11 protein-coding genes, 1 tRNA gene and 1 pseudogene are annotated in these 16,417 nt (G+C 63.1%); 10 read left to right on the top strand and 3 right to left on the bottom strand.

The window, feature by feature from the left end:
• Positions 1 to 517: 517 nt before the first annotated feature.
• From NYR54_RS18430 to NYR54_RS18420, 3 genes are all read left to right on the top strand, one after another.
• A tRNA-Met gene (locus NYR54_RS18430) sits at positions 518 to 594 on the top strand.
• A 92-nt stretch (positions 595 to 686) separates the two neighbouring features.
• A complete protein-coding gene (locus tag NYR54_RS18425; RefSeq protein ID WP_261517178.1) occupies positions 687 to 2,618 on the top strand; it encodes a site-specific integrase in 1,932 nt (643 codons plus the stop codon).
• Between the two features lie 1,241 nt (positions 2,619 to 3,859).
• On the top strand, positions 3,860 to 5,431 hold the full coding sequence (locus NYR54_RS18420; protein ID WP_261517177.1) for an ATP-binding protein: 1,572 nt from the start codon (positions 3,860 to 3,862) through the stop codon (positions 5,429 to 5,431).
• A gap of 297 nt (positions 5,432 to 5,728) precedes the next feature.
• On the opposite strand, the gene NYR54_RS18415 is transcribed toward NYR54_RS18420, so the two are convergent.
• The gene (locus NYR54_RS18415) at positions 5,729 to 6,064 is read right to left on the bottom strand and encodes a hypothetical protein (protein WP_261517176.1); all 336 of its coding nucleotides are present in this window, start codon (positions 6,062 to 6,064) and stop codon (positions 5,729 to 5,731) included.
• A gap of 682 nt (positions 6,065 to 6,746) precedes the next feature.
• Here NYR54_RS18415 and NYR54_RS18410 point away from each other — a divergent pair.
• The 6 genes from NYR54_RS18410 to NYR54_RS18385 all read left to right on the top strand — a co-directional run bounded on the left by NYR54_RS18410 (position 6,747) and on the right by NYR54_RS18385 (position 12,247).
• A complete protein-coding gene (locus NYR54_RS18410) occupies positions 6,747 to 7,079 on the top strand; it encodes a hypothetical protein (RefSeq protein ID WP_261517175.1) in 333 nt (110 codons plus the stop codon).
• A 50-nt stretch (positions 7,080 to 7,129) separates the two neighbouring features.
• Positions 7,130 to 8,272 carry a hypothetical protein gene (locus NYR54_RS18405; RefSeq protein ID WP_261517174.1) on the top strand — a complete coding sequence of 381 codons (1,143 nt, stop codon included), beginning with the start codon at positions 7,130 to 7,132 and terminating at the stop codon, positions 8,270 to 8,272.
• A 90-nt stretch (positions 8,273 to 8,362) separates the two neighbouring features.
• Positions 8,363 to 8,863, top strand: coding sequence for a hypothetical protein (locus tag NYR54_RS18400; protein ID WP_261517173.1), 501 nt, complete (start codon positions 8,363 to 8,365; stop codon positions 8,861 to 8,863).
• A gap of 21 nt (positions 8,864 to 8,884) precedes the next feature.
• Entirely contained in the window at positions 8,885 to 11,011 is a 2,127-nt protein-coding gene (locus NYR54_RS18395) for an AAA family ATPase (RefSeq protein ID WP_261517172.1), read from the top strand.
• Positions 11,005 to 11,373: a DUF6634 family protein gene (locus NYR54_RS18390; RefSeq protein ID WP_261517171.1), complete on the top strand. Its 369-nt coding sequence runs from the start codon at positions 11,005 to 11,007 to the stop codon at positions 11,371 to 11,373. Before NYR54_RS18395 ends, NYR54_RS18390 begins: the two co-directional genes overlap by 7 nt.
• A gap of 55 nt (positions 11,374 to 11,428) precedes the next feature.
• Entirely contained in the window at positions 11,429 to 12,247 is an 819-nt protein-coding gene (locus tag NYR54_RS18385) for an ATP-dependent metallopeptidase FtsH/Yme1/Tma family protein (RefSeq protein WP_261517170.1), read from the top strand.
• A 1,177-nt stretch (positions 12,248 to 13,424) separates the two neighbouring features.
• On the opposite strand, the gene NYR54_RS18380 is transcribed toward NYR54_RS18385, so the two are convergent.
• Both NYR54_RS18380 and NYR54_RS18375 read right to left on the bottom strand, forming a co-directional pair.
• Complete coding sequence (locus NYR54_RS18380; RefSeq protein WP_261517169.1) at positions 13,425 to 14,378, bottom strand: hypothetical protein; 954 nt, start codon at positions 14,376 to 14,378, stop codon at positions 13,425 to 13,427.
• Between the two features lie 275 nt (positions 14,379 to 14,653).
• The gene (locus tag NYR54_RS18375) at positions 14,654 to 15,196 is read right to left on the bottom strand and encodes a hypothetical protein (RefSeq protein ID WP_261517168.1); all 543 of its coding nucleotides are present in this window, start codon (positions 15,194 to 15,196) and stop codon (positions 14,654 to 14,656) included.
• Positions 15,197 to 15,345: 149 nt separating this feature from the next.
• Here NYR54_RS18375 and NYR54_RS18370 point away from each other — a divergent pair.
• A pseudogene (locus tag NYR54_RS18370) lies at positions 15,346 to 15,564 on the top strand (manganese catalase family protein); the annotation flags it as partial.
• Positions 15,565 to 16,417: the final 853 nt, after the last annotated feature.

Genomic DNA, 16,417 nt, shown 5'->3' with positions numbered 1-16,417 from the left:
AAACTTGTTCGTCGTCTTGCTCATGATGCTCCATCCTACTCAGGAGTTGGAGCCTCCGGCAATCCCGGCGCGGTTCATACCGATGTATCTCTGAACGTGCGCTGACAGCGGCAGCTCCTTGCGCTTGAGCGATATCGGAAACTTCGCCACCTCTTAGGAACCCCGCTGTGCGGCAGGATCGCTGGCCCGTTCCGGCCGGGTCCCGGCTTTGCCTTCCGTTCGTCTGCGGTGAGCCCAATGCCGTGCTGCCCCAGCGTAGCGGCGTTTTGCCACGCGGGGGGCTGCTTCCCGAGGTGCCTCACAGGTGCTCTTCCCGGTTGCGCCTGCCTGATACCGCATCTCAGCCGTTGGCACTTTGGCCGCCAGAACCGCCTTCGAGGCTTCTGCGGGAGGCGTGAGAAACCGGTACATGTTTTGCCTGCGTAGAGACAGGCCTAATCGCTTGACACCGCCCGGCACGCAACCTTATATCCGCCCGTCTTCGGAGGCACCGGTTCTTTGACGCCGCGCCTCCCGGGGCGGAGTAGCTCAGTTGGTTAGAGCAGCGGAATCATAATCCGCGTGTCGGGGGTTCGAGTCCCTCCTCCGCTACCATTGTCTGAAAGTCCATAAAAATCAGGCAGTTAGCGCCGAACGGAGGTTCGGACGACTGTGAGACATCTCACGCAGATGTACGCGGAGATGCCATGGCGCTGCCTTCCTACATGTCCCGGCGCGAGGGACGCTACTACCTGCAGGTTCGATTCGCCCGGCCTCTGGCCAAGCTGACCGGTGTTTCCCTCTTCAGGGCGTCGTTAAGAACCAGCGACTATCGTCAGGCACGGCTTCGTCTCGCAGAATGCCTGACGTGGGTGCACCGGATGAACGAAATCAAGTACGAAGACTACGTTGGCTTGTTCCAGAAAAACATCACAGAGCTTCGTCAATACGTAGCCGACGCGCTTCCGCTGAGCGAGGCGCGCCTGGTCGCCCGTCAGCTCTACGAAGAGACGCTCAAGAACCTGATCCGACGTGCCAAAGCGGCAGGATGCGATCCGGACATGGTCGAACCGGGGTTCCAGGAACTGTTCAACCACTTCGTCCGACAGAACGTGGAAGCCGACGCTTGGCTCAGGCACGTGGAGAGGATCCAGGAATACGAACGTGGCCGGGCAGACATGCAGGCCGCCATCGAGCTCGGATTGGTTCGGCCGGGTGTGGGAACAGGTCCGGGTTATTGGCCAGAAGCTCACGCGCGCGCGGCAAGCAACATCGCCTCGTTCTCGCCAACCGCCTTTGAGCCGACAATTGGCGCTCAAGGTCCGCGTGGCACGGCATTAAGCGTGGCCCAGCCGTCAGGAGTGGAACTTGCGAGTTCCGACAAGAGGGCGAACTCCGATCAGCAGAAGGCTCCGCTCCGGTTTTCCGAAGCTCTCGCTCTCTATGTGGAAACCGATGAGGAGTCCAACGGAAACGCGGACGCCCGGTCGATCGTGAAGCTCGTCGTACAGTTCATCATCGACAAGTTGGATGACCCCTTGCTTTCCGAATTCGACGAGGAAGCGGCCGCGCGAATTGACGCGATGCTGCCTGACATCCCCGACCGCAAGAACATCCCGCGCGAACATGCCGGCAGCCTCGCGGCACGCTACGACTACGCGCAGAAGCATGGCTGGGACGGGCTGAAGCGCCTCACCGAAGCGCGGTTGAAGAACGGCTATCACAACGCCATGTCCCGCTTCTTCGGGTGGCTGATCCAGAAGAAGTTCTACCTGCGCGACATGCCCAGGTTCTCGAGGACCAGCGACGAGAACCTCGTCTCCATCGAGCGGGACGCATTCTCGACGGACGAGGTGAGCAGGATCTTCTCGCTGCCGCTCTTCACCGGCTGTCTGAGCGCCGACCGGATCTGGGTCAAGGGAACCTGCCTCGTGCAGAACCACCTCTATTGGGGATACGTCATGTCGTTCCTCACGGGAGTGCGGCCCGGAGAGCTCGGACAGATCGAGCTCGACGACATCGAGGAGGAGCACGGGATCTACTACCTCCAACTGCGTGCCTTCGATCCGAAGAAGGGACGCGTGGCGCGCAAAGACGCAAAACGCTTCAAGACCCCGGCGTCACAGCGGACCATTCCGCTGCATCCCCTCATCCTTGACCTTGGACTGCTTGAACGAATCGAGGACCTGCGGTCGATCGGCTGCCCTGTGCTGTTTCCTGAATGGGAACCCTATCCGAAGCCGGGAGGCGAGATGCGATGGGGACAGCCGCTGACGAAGAGTTTCCAGTACCTCAAGAGAAAGATCGCGATCGATCGCTTCGACGTGGCGCTCTACTCGTCCCGTCACTGGTTCGCCCAGTTGATTGATGAGACGGATATCAAGGACGCAACCCGGCGCAAAGTGATGGGCCATTCCGGCGGAAAGGATTCGGCGACGCGATATGGCCGGAAGCAACGCCTGACCACTCGCGATCTCTCGGAGCTTGCCCACATCTCGTCTCCCGAGATCGACGAAATGAGCCGGCCGCTGCTAAGCGCAAAGGAGCGGGCTGATCGCGGCGAGCTGACGGTGCTGAAGCCATGGCTGACGACGGCAAACTGGTCCGACTACTACAAGCGGAAGTTGCTGGGAAAATGACTCAGCTCCGCCAGCCAAGCCATGGCTCTATGCCGAACGGCCTTTTGTTCACAACGGCCTGTCGCTTGCGGCCTACTGGCACGCTGCATTCGACGCTGGTCTGGTCAGCTTCACCGATGAGGGAATCGTTCTTGTCAAACCCGGACTAAGCGAAACCGCTCGGGCAGCGTTAGGCACCGCCACAGCCCCGCGCCTCTGGTTGACGGACGATCATCGTCCCCAGCTTGCCAAGCATCGGGCACGTCATGGCTTCTGAATGGGCATCCTGTCCCGCCGCATAATTCAATTTGGATGGCCGCCTCTCGGAAATGACTCGTCAGTCAGTCAGATAGTATCGCGGCGTGAACCGCCCGAGTTCCAGGAGCAGTGTGTGTGTAGGACGGTCGGCGACTGAACTGCCGAACCGCTCAGCTCATCTCCCCCGGGGGAGGGCAGCCATAGGCGTTCCCGGCGATCGAGTGCCAACTCACAGCCGCCTGTTCCCAAAAACGGACCTTTCGCTTCCTGCCCCCAAAACGGACAGGCGGACTTTGCCTATCACCACAATTAGCACGTTGGCCGCGCCAATTCGGCCGTCATAAGCGGACTGTCCGCCGTCGGCCCCAGGCAGGAGCGGCAGCCTCTAAGAGACAAGCTGGTCAGATCGAGCCGCCTTGATGCGAGCTCGTCGGGCAGCATGGGAAACCGGTCGCGACGGGCCCTCAGATCCCATGCAGGCATGCGGATCTGCGACGTCCGCATCGGCGGACATTTCACGCATTTCATCGCAAGTGAGGCCGTCCGAGATTGAGGGGGATCAATGCGGCGATCTCCGCACACGTTTCGCGCCCCTTCCACATTGTGGGACCGGGAGCGGTTGAGGTCGGCAACAATGCACTGTTCTACCTGTGCCGGGTCGCTCTCGGGCCTGGTTACCCGTGCGTGCACCGCTTAGCTGGGTAGGCGGAGTGGGTTGCGTGGTGCTGTTTGACTTCAAAGTCTGCGGTGGATGCTGAACAGGCGCAGCATAAAGAAGAATAGGAAATCGTGCGGTGGTTATTGATGTATTAATGTGTATCGTTTTGGGCAGAAGGCAGAGAAGGGATTTAAGTACTTGCCAAGTATTTTGTATAGAAATGTAGTACAATGATATTGTGTGTAAACTTTGAGCTTTTCATGTTGTGGATTATACTTACATGTAGCTTGGTGGCACTTCACCAGCGCCGAGCTAGACCATACGTCACTTCAAAGGAGCTTCCTATATGGCACAGCATATTCCGGTTAGCGAACTTTCCGGCGCCGTCCCGGTACCTCCTCCTATTGATGGTCCTTCGTCCGTCCAGGGCGAAGTATCCGCCACTGCGGGAGAGGGGCCGAACGGAAGCGCCGCACCGGTCGACATGCGTGAATACATCCTGGCTGACACCCCGGACGGCGCACCTGTCGGGATCAACTTCGAGCAGATCGTCGGCCAGCACACCCTCATCGCTGCCATGACCGGTTTCGGGAAGAGCGTGACGGCGCGCAAAATGATGGAGCTCTCTCTCAGAGCGGGTCTTCCCATCATCGTGCTGGACTCCGACGGCGATCTCTTCAGCCTGCGGGACGTCGCGCCGAATGGCATTCTCGTCGTCGGTGGTGAGCACGGCGCCCCTGGCATTGCCTTCGAGGACGTCCTGGGTCGGCTGCGGGAGATCGTCACCAAGCGCGGTTCGATCGTTTTCGATATTTACGACCTCGAACACGAGGAGCAGGCACGGATCGTGGCAGAGGTTGCCAAGGCGTTGATGGAAATGCCGAAGGAACTCCAACAGCCCTATCTCCTCGTCATCGACGAGGTGCAGCGTTTCGCCGGACAGCGCCGCCCCAGCGAGGCTTTCCCCGCGATCATCGACGTAGCCAAGCGTGGCCGCAAGCGCGGGATCAGCCTGCTGGTTGCCACCCAGCGTGTCGCAGACGTGTCCAAGGAGCTGACCTCGCAGATGACAAACCGGTTGTTTGGTCACGTCTCGGACGTCACCGACCGCAAGCGCGTTGCCGATGAGATCGGGCTCAGCCTGCAGGCGGCTGGCGTGCTCGCCGAGCTCGAGCGGGGCGAGTTCCTGGTTCGCGGCAGTGCCTTCGGGGGTGCGCTCGATAGGGTGCGCATCCGAGTGCCTGTGTCGGGCTCGATGGGGAAAGACCACCTGGTCGAGAAGCTCCGTCTGCCGGTAGCGCCGATCGCGGAGGTGCTCGCCCTTTTCGACGAGGCAACCAGCCTTCCGGCCAAGCAGGATGGCTCGTCGGAAAGATCGGCGCGTCGGTTCGGTCCTCAAGTGGCGGGGGCGGTCCAGACGCAGCCGGATAGCCGGCCGGACGAGGGCGGACATTCCCTGGAGGCTCGAATGCTGGCAGCGCTCGCGACCTCCGGGTCGGCCGGTTTGGAGAAGGACTCCCTAGCGCTGCTCGCCGGGACGACGGAACGGCGTCGGGAGTTCCAGGAGGCGGTCTCAGCACTTCTGGCCAGGAAGCTGATCGGCCTGGGCACCGGTGCCAAGATCAAGATCACGGCCGCCGGCCTTGCGGTCATCGGGGCAGGCGCCGCGTCGGTCACGGCTCCTGAACTCCTGGTACGGTTGCTGTCGAGGCGCGACCGGAACGACCAGCGCATTGTCGCCTGCCTTTCGGCTGCGGGCCACGCTCCGGTTGATCCCATCGACATCCGGACGCGCACCGGGCTTGGACCTCGCGTGCTGAAGCAGGCGCTGCAGCGGCTGAAACGGGACGGTTGGATCGTCGAGCGCCGCGGTGCCGTTGCAACGTCCCCGGCGCTGGCACGGCTGGCAAAACGCTAACCTCGATCGGCAGCTCCGACTTTGAAAGGCCCCGCTCGGCGCGGGGCTTTGGCTTGTTTGGGGTTCTTGGCCAATGGAAAGCGTGGTTGCAGCCAGGATCACGCGCGAAGTGGGACCCTTGTGCGTCCCAAACGGCGAACGCGAGGCACTGGTGAGCGGCGGCCCGGAGGGAACCCGACGATCTGGCGTTCGGCGTCTGTGCTCGGTGCCTCGGCACGTTGGTGGGACGTGGTCGGATCACGAGGCCCGACACACTGCCTGGCCGGTTGTTCAGGACGAGGGCTTGCCGTTGCGTTCTCAGGTATCTCCGCGATTGTTCATCCGGGCCTCGAGTTCGGCTTGAGGATAGCGTTGGCGCAGCATGCTCCATCCGCCCTCGTAGCGGTCCTGAAGTTCGAACCAGGCGCCGTGAACGGCGTGCTTCTCGAAGCCCAGTTGCTGGAGGCGGCCGGCGATGCGGTCGAGTATCTTCAAGAGGTCCTCATGCCGTCCGGCCTTCAGGTAGACCGTGAGCGCGACGTCGAGCACGGCGCGGGCCAGGTCTTCGTTGGTTGGACGCCGCTCCTGTTTCCGTCGCGCCCGGTAAGCACGCTGCCTGAGTTTCTGCCTGTGAAGCCTTTCCAACCGATCCATCGCCGTCCTCCCCCTCATCGATGCAGCGATCAGGATTGGCGGCATGTTTGCAAGCAACAAGGCCGTTAGCAGAGAACGGCTCGGACGTTCCAGAAGTCCGACGGCACAACGGGCATGGCGCCAAATTGGGCTGGCTGGCAGATGGCGTCTTCTTCATCGGTCGTGCGGACACCAGTTGCCATCGGTTGAGGTTCCGCCAACGCGGCTTCCCCATGGAAAGCACGTCGAGGAATATCCGGCTTCGGTCGTGTGGGGCGAACCGCTGGCTCGCTACGAGCGACCTGGCTGGCGCTTGGCCTGGCTTGCCCTCCGATCATCGGAGACGTGGGGTGGAGAGCCTGCGTGACGCGAGCGGTTAGCCAACGCGGGCCGGTATGAGGCTGAGCGCGCCCGCATTGGGAGCTGGTCTGTCGTTGAGGCGGAGTGCCACCATCAATCCAGCGAAGCAAACGTCAGCTGGCTGACGGCACGATCTCATCGATTCCGTCGTTGTCTTCGCGCTCGCGCCGTTAACCAATCGATCGCGAAGAACCACAATTCCAAAATTCAGGGGCTCAGATCTCGAACGGATCCTGCCAGGGTGTCTTTGACGTCGGGCGGTTCCGGCGCCAGAAAGCGGCCTCGGCCGGTGCTGCAACACCGACAGAGGCCTGACCCGCAACCTGACAGGAGGTCTTGGGCTATGAGTACCGTTACCCTCAACTGTCTCCGGAATGAAGCCGCCTGCGGCGCAAGCCCCCAGCTTGCCGCAGCCGACGCGTTCGCGGCCAATGTCGGCGACATCACGCTGGAGCTTGCCGATCTCACCGTCGGGCAGCTCTCGGCGGTCGCCGCCCTGATGCTGGCGCTCGACAGGGCCGTGTCGCGTGCGCGCAACGCGGAGCGCGCGCTTGCGGCTCATCTCAGCACCTGCATCTGCCATTCGTTCGATGTCGCTGGCGCCGAAGTGGTCGATGATACGCCCTGCGTCGAGGACGAGCCGTCCGAGGCGGTGGCCCACATGGCGGCTGCCTGACACCTCAGGCGCGATCTCGCTACATCGACAGTCATCTTCAGGAGAGACACATGCCTGTCATGCGCGCCATTCGGCGGCCGATCCCTGACGTCCGCACGTCGGCTGCCGCCGCCCAGCGCGGCGGCAGCCCCGCCGCTCGTCCGGAAAGCCGCATCCTTGCCAGCGTCAGGCACGCCGCTGCTGCTTGCGATGCTCCCGCAGCTTCGTTTTCCGACGACGGCAAGCGCCTCAACCGTGCCAGCACTCCTGTCACGGGCCTAGGCGGAATGCGTGGCTCCTCCAATGGCGGAGGCAGCGATGATCTCCGCAATGCGCGCGATGCCGACTTCGACCTGCTGGTCGAGAACGCCATCGCCGCGATCCTGGCGGCCGGCGATCGACCCGATCCGGTCTTCGGTCCCTTCGCTGAGCTCAACTCGCTGGTGCGGGCCGTCACCTACCACGAGGGCAGGCTGCTCGAGCAGGGCATGGCCCGCCTTGCCGCGGAGAACCCGTCGCTCCGGATCATGCCGTCCGAGACGGCATTGCCGATCGTTCCGGCAGCACTCGAGATGCTCGCCCGCAACGAGTGGAGGTCGCTCAAGGGCATCCGGCTCCGTTCCGAGGTCCACCACAAGGCGAGCTATGTGCCTGACCTCTTCATCGTCGACGCGCAGGCACACAGGGCCCTCATCGCCGACATGAAGCGATCGCTTGCGTCCTATCCGGAACGCCGGCTCGACGCGCTGCGCAGGCGCATGATGGCGGCAGCCCTCATTGCGGCTGACTGGTTGCACATCGAGGGCAAGGTGGCAGGTGTCACCTCCGTAGAGGTCGCCATCGTGGACGGCTCCAGCGAACGGCGCGACCATGGAAGCGGGATCTTCCCGCTCGACGAGATCGGCGAGCTGATCGAGGTCGGCGACGCCGGGGAGGCCATGCTGGAGCTTCGGGCAAAATTTGCCTGCCGTGTCCAGGAGGAAATCGGTGCTGCCTGCCTGCGCGCGTTGGGTGGAGACGATGTCGTGGGCGAAGACGCCGCTGATCGGGAAAGCGCAGACGACGCTGCCGACGATGATGGCGATGCCGAAGCCGATGCGGATGACGAGCAGCTGAACCCGGACGACGAGGACGGCAGCAGTCGCACGATAGCGGCCTTCGGATCGGAGCCAGTGTCCGCCGTCGTCGGCTTTGCCCGCGGGCGAGAGCGCTGAGGGCCTCTGGCCGGTCCGCCCTGGCACACCGACAAACAGCCTCAGATGAAGAACGACTGCGCGCCCGCCGCGCCACAGGAGACGCCATTCATGACCAACAACAGGATCATTCCCTTCCCGCTCAAGCGACAGCAGAGTGTCAGGAAGCAGGAGGACCTTCCGGCAGGCCGGTCCACGTTCGGGCCATCATCCCCGACGCCGGGACGGGCGGAGCCCGCAAACGCAACCCCTCGGGCCATTCCCGGCTTTCTTCCCGACGGACCGCTGGCGTCAATGCTGCGTGCCGCCGGTCACAGTCGCGCCTGTATTATGCGGCTGCGCTCTGGCCTTGCCATGACCTGCTCCTGTGGTGCCGATTCCGAGCCGGTGGACGAGGCAGCACAGGCTGTCGGTCGGGCGATCCGTTTTGCACGCATGGCTGCCACCCGGCAGGTTCCGATACCACGAGGCGTCATCACCGCCGTGGTTCGACAGGCGGATGCAGGCAATGCCGCAGCACTGCTTGTCTGGCAGTGGTTGCTGAAGCGGGGACAGATTCCCGCCGGGCGCGACATGCGCCCGAAGTTCCGCATCGTGCGCAAGCCTTCCTGATCGAAAGAGGCGGAAGGCAGGATGATCTCTGCGGCAACAATCTACGCACGGCTTGCCCGCCACTTCGTGGCGCGGCTTGCCCATGACCGGGCGCTCGTGGCGGTCGAGCGTGCGATCGGCCTCGGCGTTCTGGAGCGTGCCAACCAGCCGAACGGCGCCTCGTTGTTCAGGCTCGGAAGCCGGATCGCTGGCTGGACGCTCGCGCGCGTGAAGCTGCTGCTGCGGCAGGCATTCGGCCCGCTTTCCCTCGCGGAGGAGCAAGGCAATGCCCAGCCCGACACCGGGCAGTCGTCTCTCCTTGGAGATGTCGTACCGGAGACGCCGCTCGAGGGCATCGCCGAGGATTGGTCCGAGGGGGACGAGTTCCCGGAAGCTCGCAGGCGCAGGCGCCGCCAGCCGACCATCGACCGCATGGCCGTCTTGCGCCTGGTGCGCGGGAAGGCAATGCCGCCTTCAGCCGCCGAAGTCGCGACCCTGCTTCTGCTGGCCGATGCCGTCGCGCGCTCCGGCCATGACATTGCGGACCTGCTTGCGATCCTGCGCCGTCCGAAGCCGATCGTCGCCGTCACGGGTACGGTGCCGGGCTTCGAGGCCGCCTTCCTCGAACTCCTGAGGTGCGGGTTCGTGCTGCCGGGCAGTTCGAGCTTCATTAGCGCCTATGACCTCAACGCGATCAACGAGCATCGGCGGAGCGTGATCGCGGCGCGCACCGTGATCCTCTTCCAGGGTAAGGAGAGTTCCAGCGACGCAGAGCTGGTCGCACGGAAGATCAGCCTCGCGGTCCAGAACGCCCTGCCGATCCTCGCCGTGGCGGACGACGCAGGGCGACTGCCCCAGAGCCTGGTCGACACGGCAGACATCAACCTCGTCTGCAGCCCGATCACGCCGGAGCTGATCAGGCAGCTCATGCAGGTGATGCTGGGCGACCGTCCCGCCCGAGCGTCCGGGCCGACGGGGGAGCGGACGTCGCCCGCCATCGCGGATGAGGCCGCGTTCCCTGCAGGTTACGAGGCTTCCGCTCATCTCGATGGCTGCGAGCTGCTGACGATCACCGATCTCGGCCTCGCGATCCGGCCGGGCATGTCGCCCAGGCGCAGCCTTGTCCTGTTGCGCTCGCTGATCGATCGCGCCCGCAAGGCTCATGACGAGCAGGCTGCTACATCGGCCGAGGATGATGACGGCGACACCTGGAGCGGCAGGCGGGGAAGGGGCGGCCTTGGCAGCTCCGGCAGCGTCCTCATCGAGCCGGAGCCGGTCGACGGCCGCAATGATGGCAACGGTTCTTCCTTACTCACTTCCGGAAAGCCGGCGCTCTTAGTGGAGAAGCTCGCCGGCTATGGCGCAGCCCGGGACTGGGCGCTTGCGTTGAAGGCCGACCTCCAGCTCTGGCGAGAAGGCCGCCTCGACTGGTCGGAGATGAGCACGAGGTTGCTCCTTGCCGGTCCGCCAGGCACGGGGAAGACCACCTTCGCGCGAGCGCTGGCGAACTCCCTGCAGCTCAGACTGTTCGCGACCTCCGTCGGAACCTGGCTCGAGCCGGGCTATCTCGGCGAGGTGCTGCGACGAATGGCGGCTGCATTCGCAGAGGCAGAAGCCAATGCGCCATGCATCCTCTTCATCGACGAGATCGACGGCATCGGGCGGCGTGCACATGGCGGCGCAGGAGCCAGCCGGCGTCACTACGACGACTATTGGGTCTCACTCGTCAACCGTGCGCTCGAACTTCTCGACGGGGTGTCACGCTCACAGGGCGTGATCGTCGTTGGCGCCACCAACAATCCAGATGCGATCGATCCCGCACTGCTTCGATCGGGACGGCTCGAGACGCGCATCGACATTCCGCTGCCGGATGTCGATGCACTCGTCGGCATCCTGCGTCATCATCTCGCAGGGGATCTCGATGCTGTCGTGGCAAGCGCCGTCACGCCAGCAGAACGAGCTACCTTCCACCCGCCATACCCGAATGATGTGACAACAACTCCGGACGACGCAGGCAGAGGGTCCGGGCCGCCGTCCGGGCCACCGTCAGGAACCGGGAACGAAGTCGCCAGACCAGAGAATGTTCGACCTGGCCGACAAAGAGGTTGGCCCGGGATCGGAACCCTCATGCGCAAGCTCACACTCAGAGGAGGCACCAACGCATGGTGATGTTCAATCCGGATGCACGCGAGCAGGGCAGAGCCTTCGACTTCGAACTCGAGCGGCTCTCGTCACTCGTCGCGGACATGAGGCGCATCAGGGAAGGCATGCCGATCTCGGAACTCGTCGGCGATGCTCCACCGCTTCTCGACCGCTGGTCGCATGCGGAGCGCCCGACAGCATGCCTGATGGGATATTCGAGCGGGCATCCACTCCTTCCAGGGACCGGCAGGTTGATCGTCACCTCCGATCTCTGGCTGATCTCGTCAGACAACAGATGGGCCCGAACGCTGTCGCGCTGGTACCGCCTGGGCGAGCCGCTTCCGGAATCCAGGAACTCGATCTGGAAGAGAGGAGGGTCATGGCAGTGAGCGAGACAGCATCGGTGACAGGAGCATCGTCATTGCAGTGACAGGAGCAGTGTCATTGAACGCCACCGCTTTGAATGGAGATGCCGCCGAACTGAATGGAGATGAGGCGGTCCACCAGCGAGCTGACGCCGTGCTGCGTCGGCTTGCATGCCGTGCACTCGGCCTGACAGGCGCCGACATCGAGCGGCTCGTTCGGGAAGCGAGGCAAAGGGCAAGACGCGAGCAGAGGCGTCTCACTTACGCCGATCTCGATCACCTGCTCTCCGCCTCCCGTCCCACGATCTCGCCTCATCACCGCAGGCGGATGGCGGTCCATGAAGCAGGCCATGCCCTGGCTCGTATCGTGCTCGGCGTGGGGGAGCTCAAGGTCATCACCATCGACAGCGTCGAGGGCGGTTACACTGAAGTCTTCTCCTCTTCCTTGGAACACGACCTCATCGACACGGCGGAAAGCTGCCAGCGCCATCTGGTGGTGACCATGGCGGGCCGGGCCGCGGAGCAGGTCGCCTTTGGCTCCGCCCATGCCGGGTCGGGCGGGTCCATGCACAGCGATCTGGCGAGAGCCACCGAACTTGCCACCGCGATGGAAACCTCGTTCGGCTTCGGAACGCACCTGCCACTGCTTTACCGCGACCCCACCCACTGGCAGTCACTCATCCGGCAAGACAAAAGACTCGCCCGGCGCGTTCACCGCAGGCTCGAGCGTGCGGAAGCGTCGGCGCGCAGAATGATCAACCGTCACCGCACGCCGCTCGACATGATTGCGGCTGCGCTGAAAGCTCATGGGACACTGGAAGGCCCGGAACTTGCGGCACTGGTCGAGCGGGTGAGGGCAGCCGTCACCTGCAGGACGGGAACGGGTGTCGCCTGCTGACACTTCACCGAAGGGTTGCTCGGCCTGTCAGAAACACATCGGCCGCTCTCTATCAGAACCAATGCCTCCCGACATTGCATCACAACAATCGTTCGCTCCTGTGGGCTGTATCCCGTCGGCTGCGTATCGGTTGCGCATTGGCGGCATCTGTCATGAGGCCCTTGCACGCTGCCACGACGTGCCTGCAACTCAGCTCAATTTACGCAATTGCGATTCAGGTTCCGAAGTAGGCGATTCAGACTTCCTTACAGGCGTTACATTGGCAACGCCGTTTGCCGGATGGGAGGCCGGTACCGTCCGGACAAGCCAACTCGACCTGCGGGCACGTCAGATCAAACTGAGATGATTTGCGGTAATGCGATTCAGGATCAGGCGCAGCCGATTCAGAAGCCAGAAATTGCGATTCACGGTCCGCGGTCGGCGATTCAAGGTGCGGGACGAGCGATTCAAACGTATGGAAAGGCGTTGCAGAAGCAACGGCGTTTGCATGTCTAAGAGGACGGGCGGACGGCGCTTGGCGGAGGATACTGCGCCCTGCGAGGAAGGTAGCCAGGTGGGAAGAGGCCTGGGGCGTCAGGCGGGCTGCTGGGTCTGAAGCTATGAGCCGGATTCCTGATGGCATCGAGGGGATACCGGGCAAGTCGGACGGATGCAAGGCCCAGGGGCCGCTTCGAGCAGCACGGGCCGCTGAAGGCGGAGAAGTGGAGACCGCGTTGACGGGGATGGCGGTACGCCCCGAATGCGGATCGAGGCAGGCACTGCTCGTCGGCAAGGCTTCAAGATGCCAATCCTGTGCGGCCCGGCAACGCAGCCCGAGAACGCGCTCCATCTCGGCAATCAGGCGCAGTGCAGTGTCCTTCCACCCACGGAACGATTCGATAGGCTGCCTCTGCAGCTGTTGCCTACGCTGCCTGCGCCTCCGCATCGGGCTGCGGGCCGAGCCCGCCGTTTTCGCACCCTGCTGGGCCGTTTGCTCTTGGCCTTGGTGCCTGCTCACGCCTCCCAAGACGCTTGCGTTCTGCGCACGGCGTTTGCTGACCAGCCGACGTCTTCTCCCCCCATTACTCCGTGTAACGCCGTTTGCAGGACGGGCGATTCAAGGTTCTGGAAAAGCGATTCCGGACGGCAAAGGCGCCAAGGGCAGCGCCGACTGGCGCTGCCCTTGGCGCCGCCACGCCTACACCACACATACGATCATCGGCTCCCACCTCCGAAGTCCCCCCAGATCGGGCACAATCTCGATCTCGCAGCGGTGCCTGCCGGGCTTTCCGCCAATGCTGATGACCACCGTCTCGCCATGCTCCAGTCCGCGAACGCGCTCCATGAGCCCCTTGGACCAGAGCAGGCAGGCAGCATGCCATAACAGTTGAGACCTCTCACGACCGGAACGGCGACGGCCTCTCAGCCAACCGTCAAGGTGTCCGGCCAGTGCGTCTGCCGACTCAGTCCTCAGCCTCCGCTTCTTCGCGACCGAACGATGCTCCTCCTGACAGCGGGACGCGATGATTGTGGTCATCCCGTAGGGAATATTGACCAGCAATGCGTGTGTCGCCCGTCTCCTCCGAACGAGCACAGGGACCATCGGCAGCCCGTGGAAGGAGCGTTCGGGCTTCTCCTTTTTCGCAATCAGCTGCGCCGCTTTCTTCAGCTGGCTCCGGCACCAGCGATCCCAGATGTCACGGTCGTTAAGTCCGGCGATTGCAGCATCGAGAACGCCTTCGACGGGCGCGCTCGATAGATACTCGCGGCCGTCCTGGGTGATGGTCACCTCGACGGCGAACCATTCCGGGTACCGGTCAGGGTATCCCAGCGTAAATCGCTGATAGCGGAAGAGCAGTGCCCGAGCGAGTTCGCGCGCGTGCGAGCGCGACAGATAACCCCGCTGGAGAAACCAGGGCGTGCAATCAAAGAAGACGTTGAACCGGCTCAGATCAGGGCCGTAGGTAAGTTCGTTCTCCGCGAGCAGCTCATCGAGTTCGCGCACGGACATGCCGAGCAACACGGGCAGGCCGTGCGAAAGATGACGTCCGATAATGAACCGCTCGGGGCGGGGGCTGACGAAGACGCGGAACTTCGGCTTCTTGCCTGCGGCCAGCCGGCTGGCGACACAATGCGAGTACAAAAGGTCCATGGGGTGGCTCCTGCGTTTGGGCGGCATGCAGCCGCAGGCCGCCGCCCGGAGCGCTCGCCCCGGTTGCTGGATGCGATGTGCCGTTCGCCCGCCCGCAGGCGCTGGCGCATGCAGGTGTCGGCAGTCTTATGATGCATGAAATGGAGAAGCCCGGTCCGCCGGGCGACGGCGGAGGGCTAGCCTATGCGGGCTATTCGAAGCTTGTGGTTCATGGGTTGCTGCCTCCGCTGGCAGACTCCCAAGCCCATCCCGGGAGCATGGAGCGGCCGGTTAGTTCATTCTGACACGAGATGCAAACAAAATCTCATACGACAGTTAGCCCAGTGTTGCATCATCTGCGGCAATTTTAGCAGTTTTTCGTGTACAAGGAGCCCGAGCCGGCGCCCAGTAAGGTCGTCCACCAGCGGCAGCAGGGCCTCGTCCAGCAGCCCGCTTTCAACGCCAGCCCGGAAGATCCTGTTCTTCTGCTCCGAGCTCAGGGGCTCGGTTGACTGTCTGGGCGCAGCTGTCGCCGGATACCGCGGCTTCGCTCCGTGAAACGGATTGGGGGACTCGTAGAAGGTCATCCCGTATCGGATGATCGCTCGGACGGTGGCGACGTATCCGTTCTCCAGCGCAGAGCGCTTCAGCGGCCTGAAGCGCAGGTCGGCGTTGTCCACCAGGATCTCCCGCGGCGACATGTGCGCAGGACGATGGCGTTCCTCTGCTGGCCAGTGTTCCATCAGCGCGATGAATACCTGGAGGTTGGCTGCGGTGGGTGTCGACCGGATGCTCCACTGTTGTGGAACGACAGGCCTTTCGACTTCCTTCTTGGTCACGATCTCATGTGCCGGCTAGGTTTCGCGATGACATTTCTGAACCTCGGCCAGCACCTGACGTACGCGATCCGGACTCACGGCTGCGTTCTGGCCGGCATAAGCACCCTTGCCCGTGGCGGTGGGGAGTGAAGCCCATTCATGGGCGAGGTTGCGCGCGTGACACAATGCACCAGAACCAGTGGATGGCCGCCCTCGAGGAACTGGGCGGGCCAACCGAAGTGTGTCCGATCCCCAACAGCCACCGGCAGGAGGAAGAGAACCGCGACTTCTCCTACGCCTTCCTCGGCTTCCAGCAGGACGGCAGCGAGCCGCTGCAGGGCCGCTGGTCGAAGGGTGAGTCAATCGAAGGCAACGGTTCGTTCTCGGCCGATGGACCTAAATTAATATCGAACCGTTTTGACGAGCCATGTGAGGAGCTGAAGCGATGGGGAGACGTTCTCGAAGCGCTTTCGGCTGGGGGTGCCAGTAACGAGCCTCACCGAGCCGAGCCCCAAACCTAGCGCGAAGGATCTTTCATAGCGGCGCACGGGTGTTCTCGCCGTGGCATCCAACTCAAGCTGCTCGTTCACTCTCCTGAAACGCAACTCGGGCGTTTCCCGCCGATGATGTGAGCTGGTGAGCCACTTCGAGAAGGGCGCTAGCTAAGCCTGCGAAAAACGACCTAAGGCTTCGATCCACGAAGCACCACTCACCAGCACTAACGAGCCACCGCTTGCCGGATCGCTGATCCGACTGTGTGGCCCTGAAGGGCGGACAGGCGCGCTTGGTCTTGGTGTGGTTCGGAAGACGATAATCCGGGAACGTCGCCTCCGGCAGGACATCCGATCTCAAAGTTGCCTCCATCGGTCGACTCATCCGACCAACAGGTGCTGGACTTATTTGTTCCGGTATCGTGGAGCGGCCAGGGGACGGGGATGGTGGATGCTGTTTGCCAGTTCGGCATTTGGCTGCTGGCGCCGGATAGCTTGGTAGCTGAGATGCGCCTCAGCCCCGTGCCTCAGTTTCGCGCGATGCCAGACGATTGTCGCTCATACCGCAGCAGCTCTATTCCAAGGTGAGGGTAGAAAGGTTACACTGCTTCCCATTGAGAGAGGCGCGCCTGACAGGTCGGAGGCCGGGCGTGCAGTGGGCGACCAAGAGCATTTGAGGTGGTCCCGGTTTCCGAGACAGGGGCATAAGGTGGATCTTCCGATGAAAAGGACGATCCAGCATGAAGACACG

The sequence above is a fragment of the Chelativorans petroleitrophicus genome, from assembly GCF_025398195.1.
Lineage (GTDB): Bacteria > Pseudomonadota > Alphaproteobacteria > Rhizobiales > Rhizobiaceae > Chelativorans > Chelativorans petroleitrophicus.
Note: the sequence above shows the minus strand (reverse complement) of the source record. Positions and strands in the feature narration are given on the sequence as shown.

What these genes read in the sequence shown, in the direction of transcription:
- NYR54_RS18425 (WP_261517178.1), top strand. Translation starts at nt 687, where the DNA reads ATGGCGCTGCCTTCCTACATGTCCCGGCGCGAGGGACGCTACTACCTG.
- NYR54_RS18420 (WP_261517177.1), top strand. Translation starts at nt 3,860, where the DNA reads ATGGCACAGCATATTCCGGTTAGCGAACTTTCCGGCGCCGTCCCGGTA.
- NYR54_RS18415 (WP_261517176.1), bottom strand. Translation starts at nt 6,064, where the DNA reads ATGGATCGGTTGGAAAGGCTTCACAGGCAGAAACTCAGGCAGCGTGCT.
- NYR54_RS18410 (WP_261517175.1), top strand. Translation starts at nt 6,747, where the DNA reads ATGAGTACCGTTACCCTCAACTGTCTCCGGAATGAAGCCGCCTGCGGC.
- NYR54_RS18405 (WP_261517174.1), top strand. Translation starts at nt 7,130, where the DNA reads ATGCCTGTCATGCGCGCCATTCGGCGGCCGATCCCTGACGTCCGCACG.
- NYR54_RS18400 (WP_261517173.1), top strand. Translation starts at nt 8,363, where the DNA reads ATGACCAACAACAGGATCATTCCCTTCCCGCTCAAGCGACAGCAGAGT.
- NYR54_RS18395 (WP_261517172.1), top strand. Translation starts at nt 8,885, where the DNA reads ATGATCTCTGCGGCAACAATCTACGCACGGCTTGCCCGCCACTTCGTG.
- NYR54_RS18390 (WP_261517171.1), top strand. Translation starts at nt 11,005, where the DNA reads ATGGTGATGTTCAATCCGGATGCACGCGAGCAGGGCAGAGCCTTCGAC.
- NYR54_RS18380 (WP_261517169.1), bottom strand. Translation starts at nt 14,378, where the DNA reads ATGGACCTTTTGTACTCGCATTGTGTCGCCAGCCGGCTGGCCGCAGGC.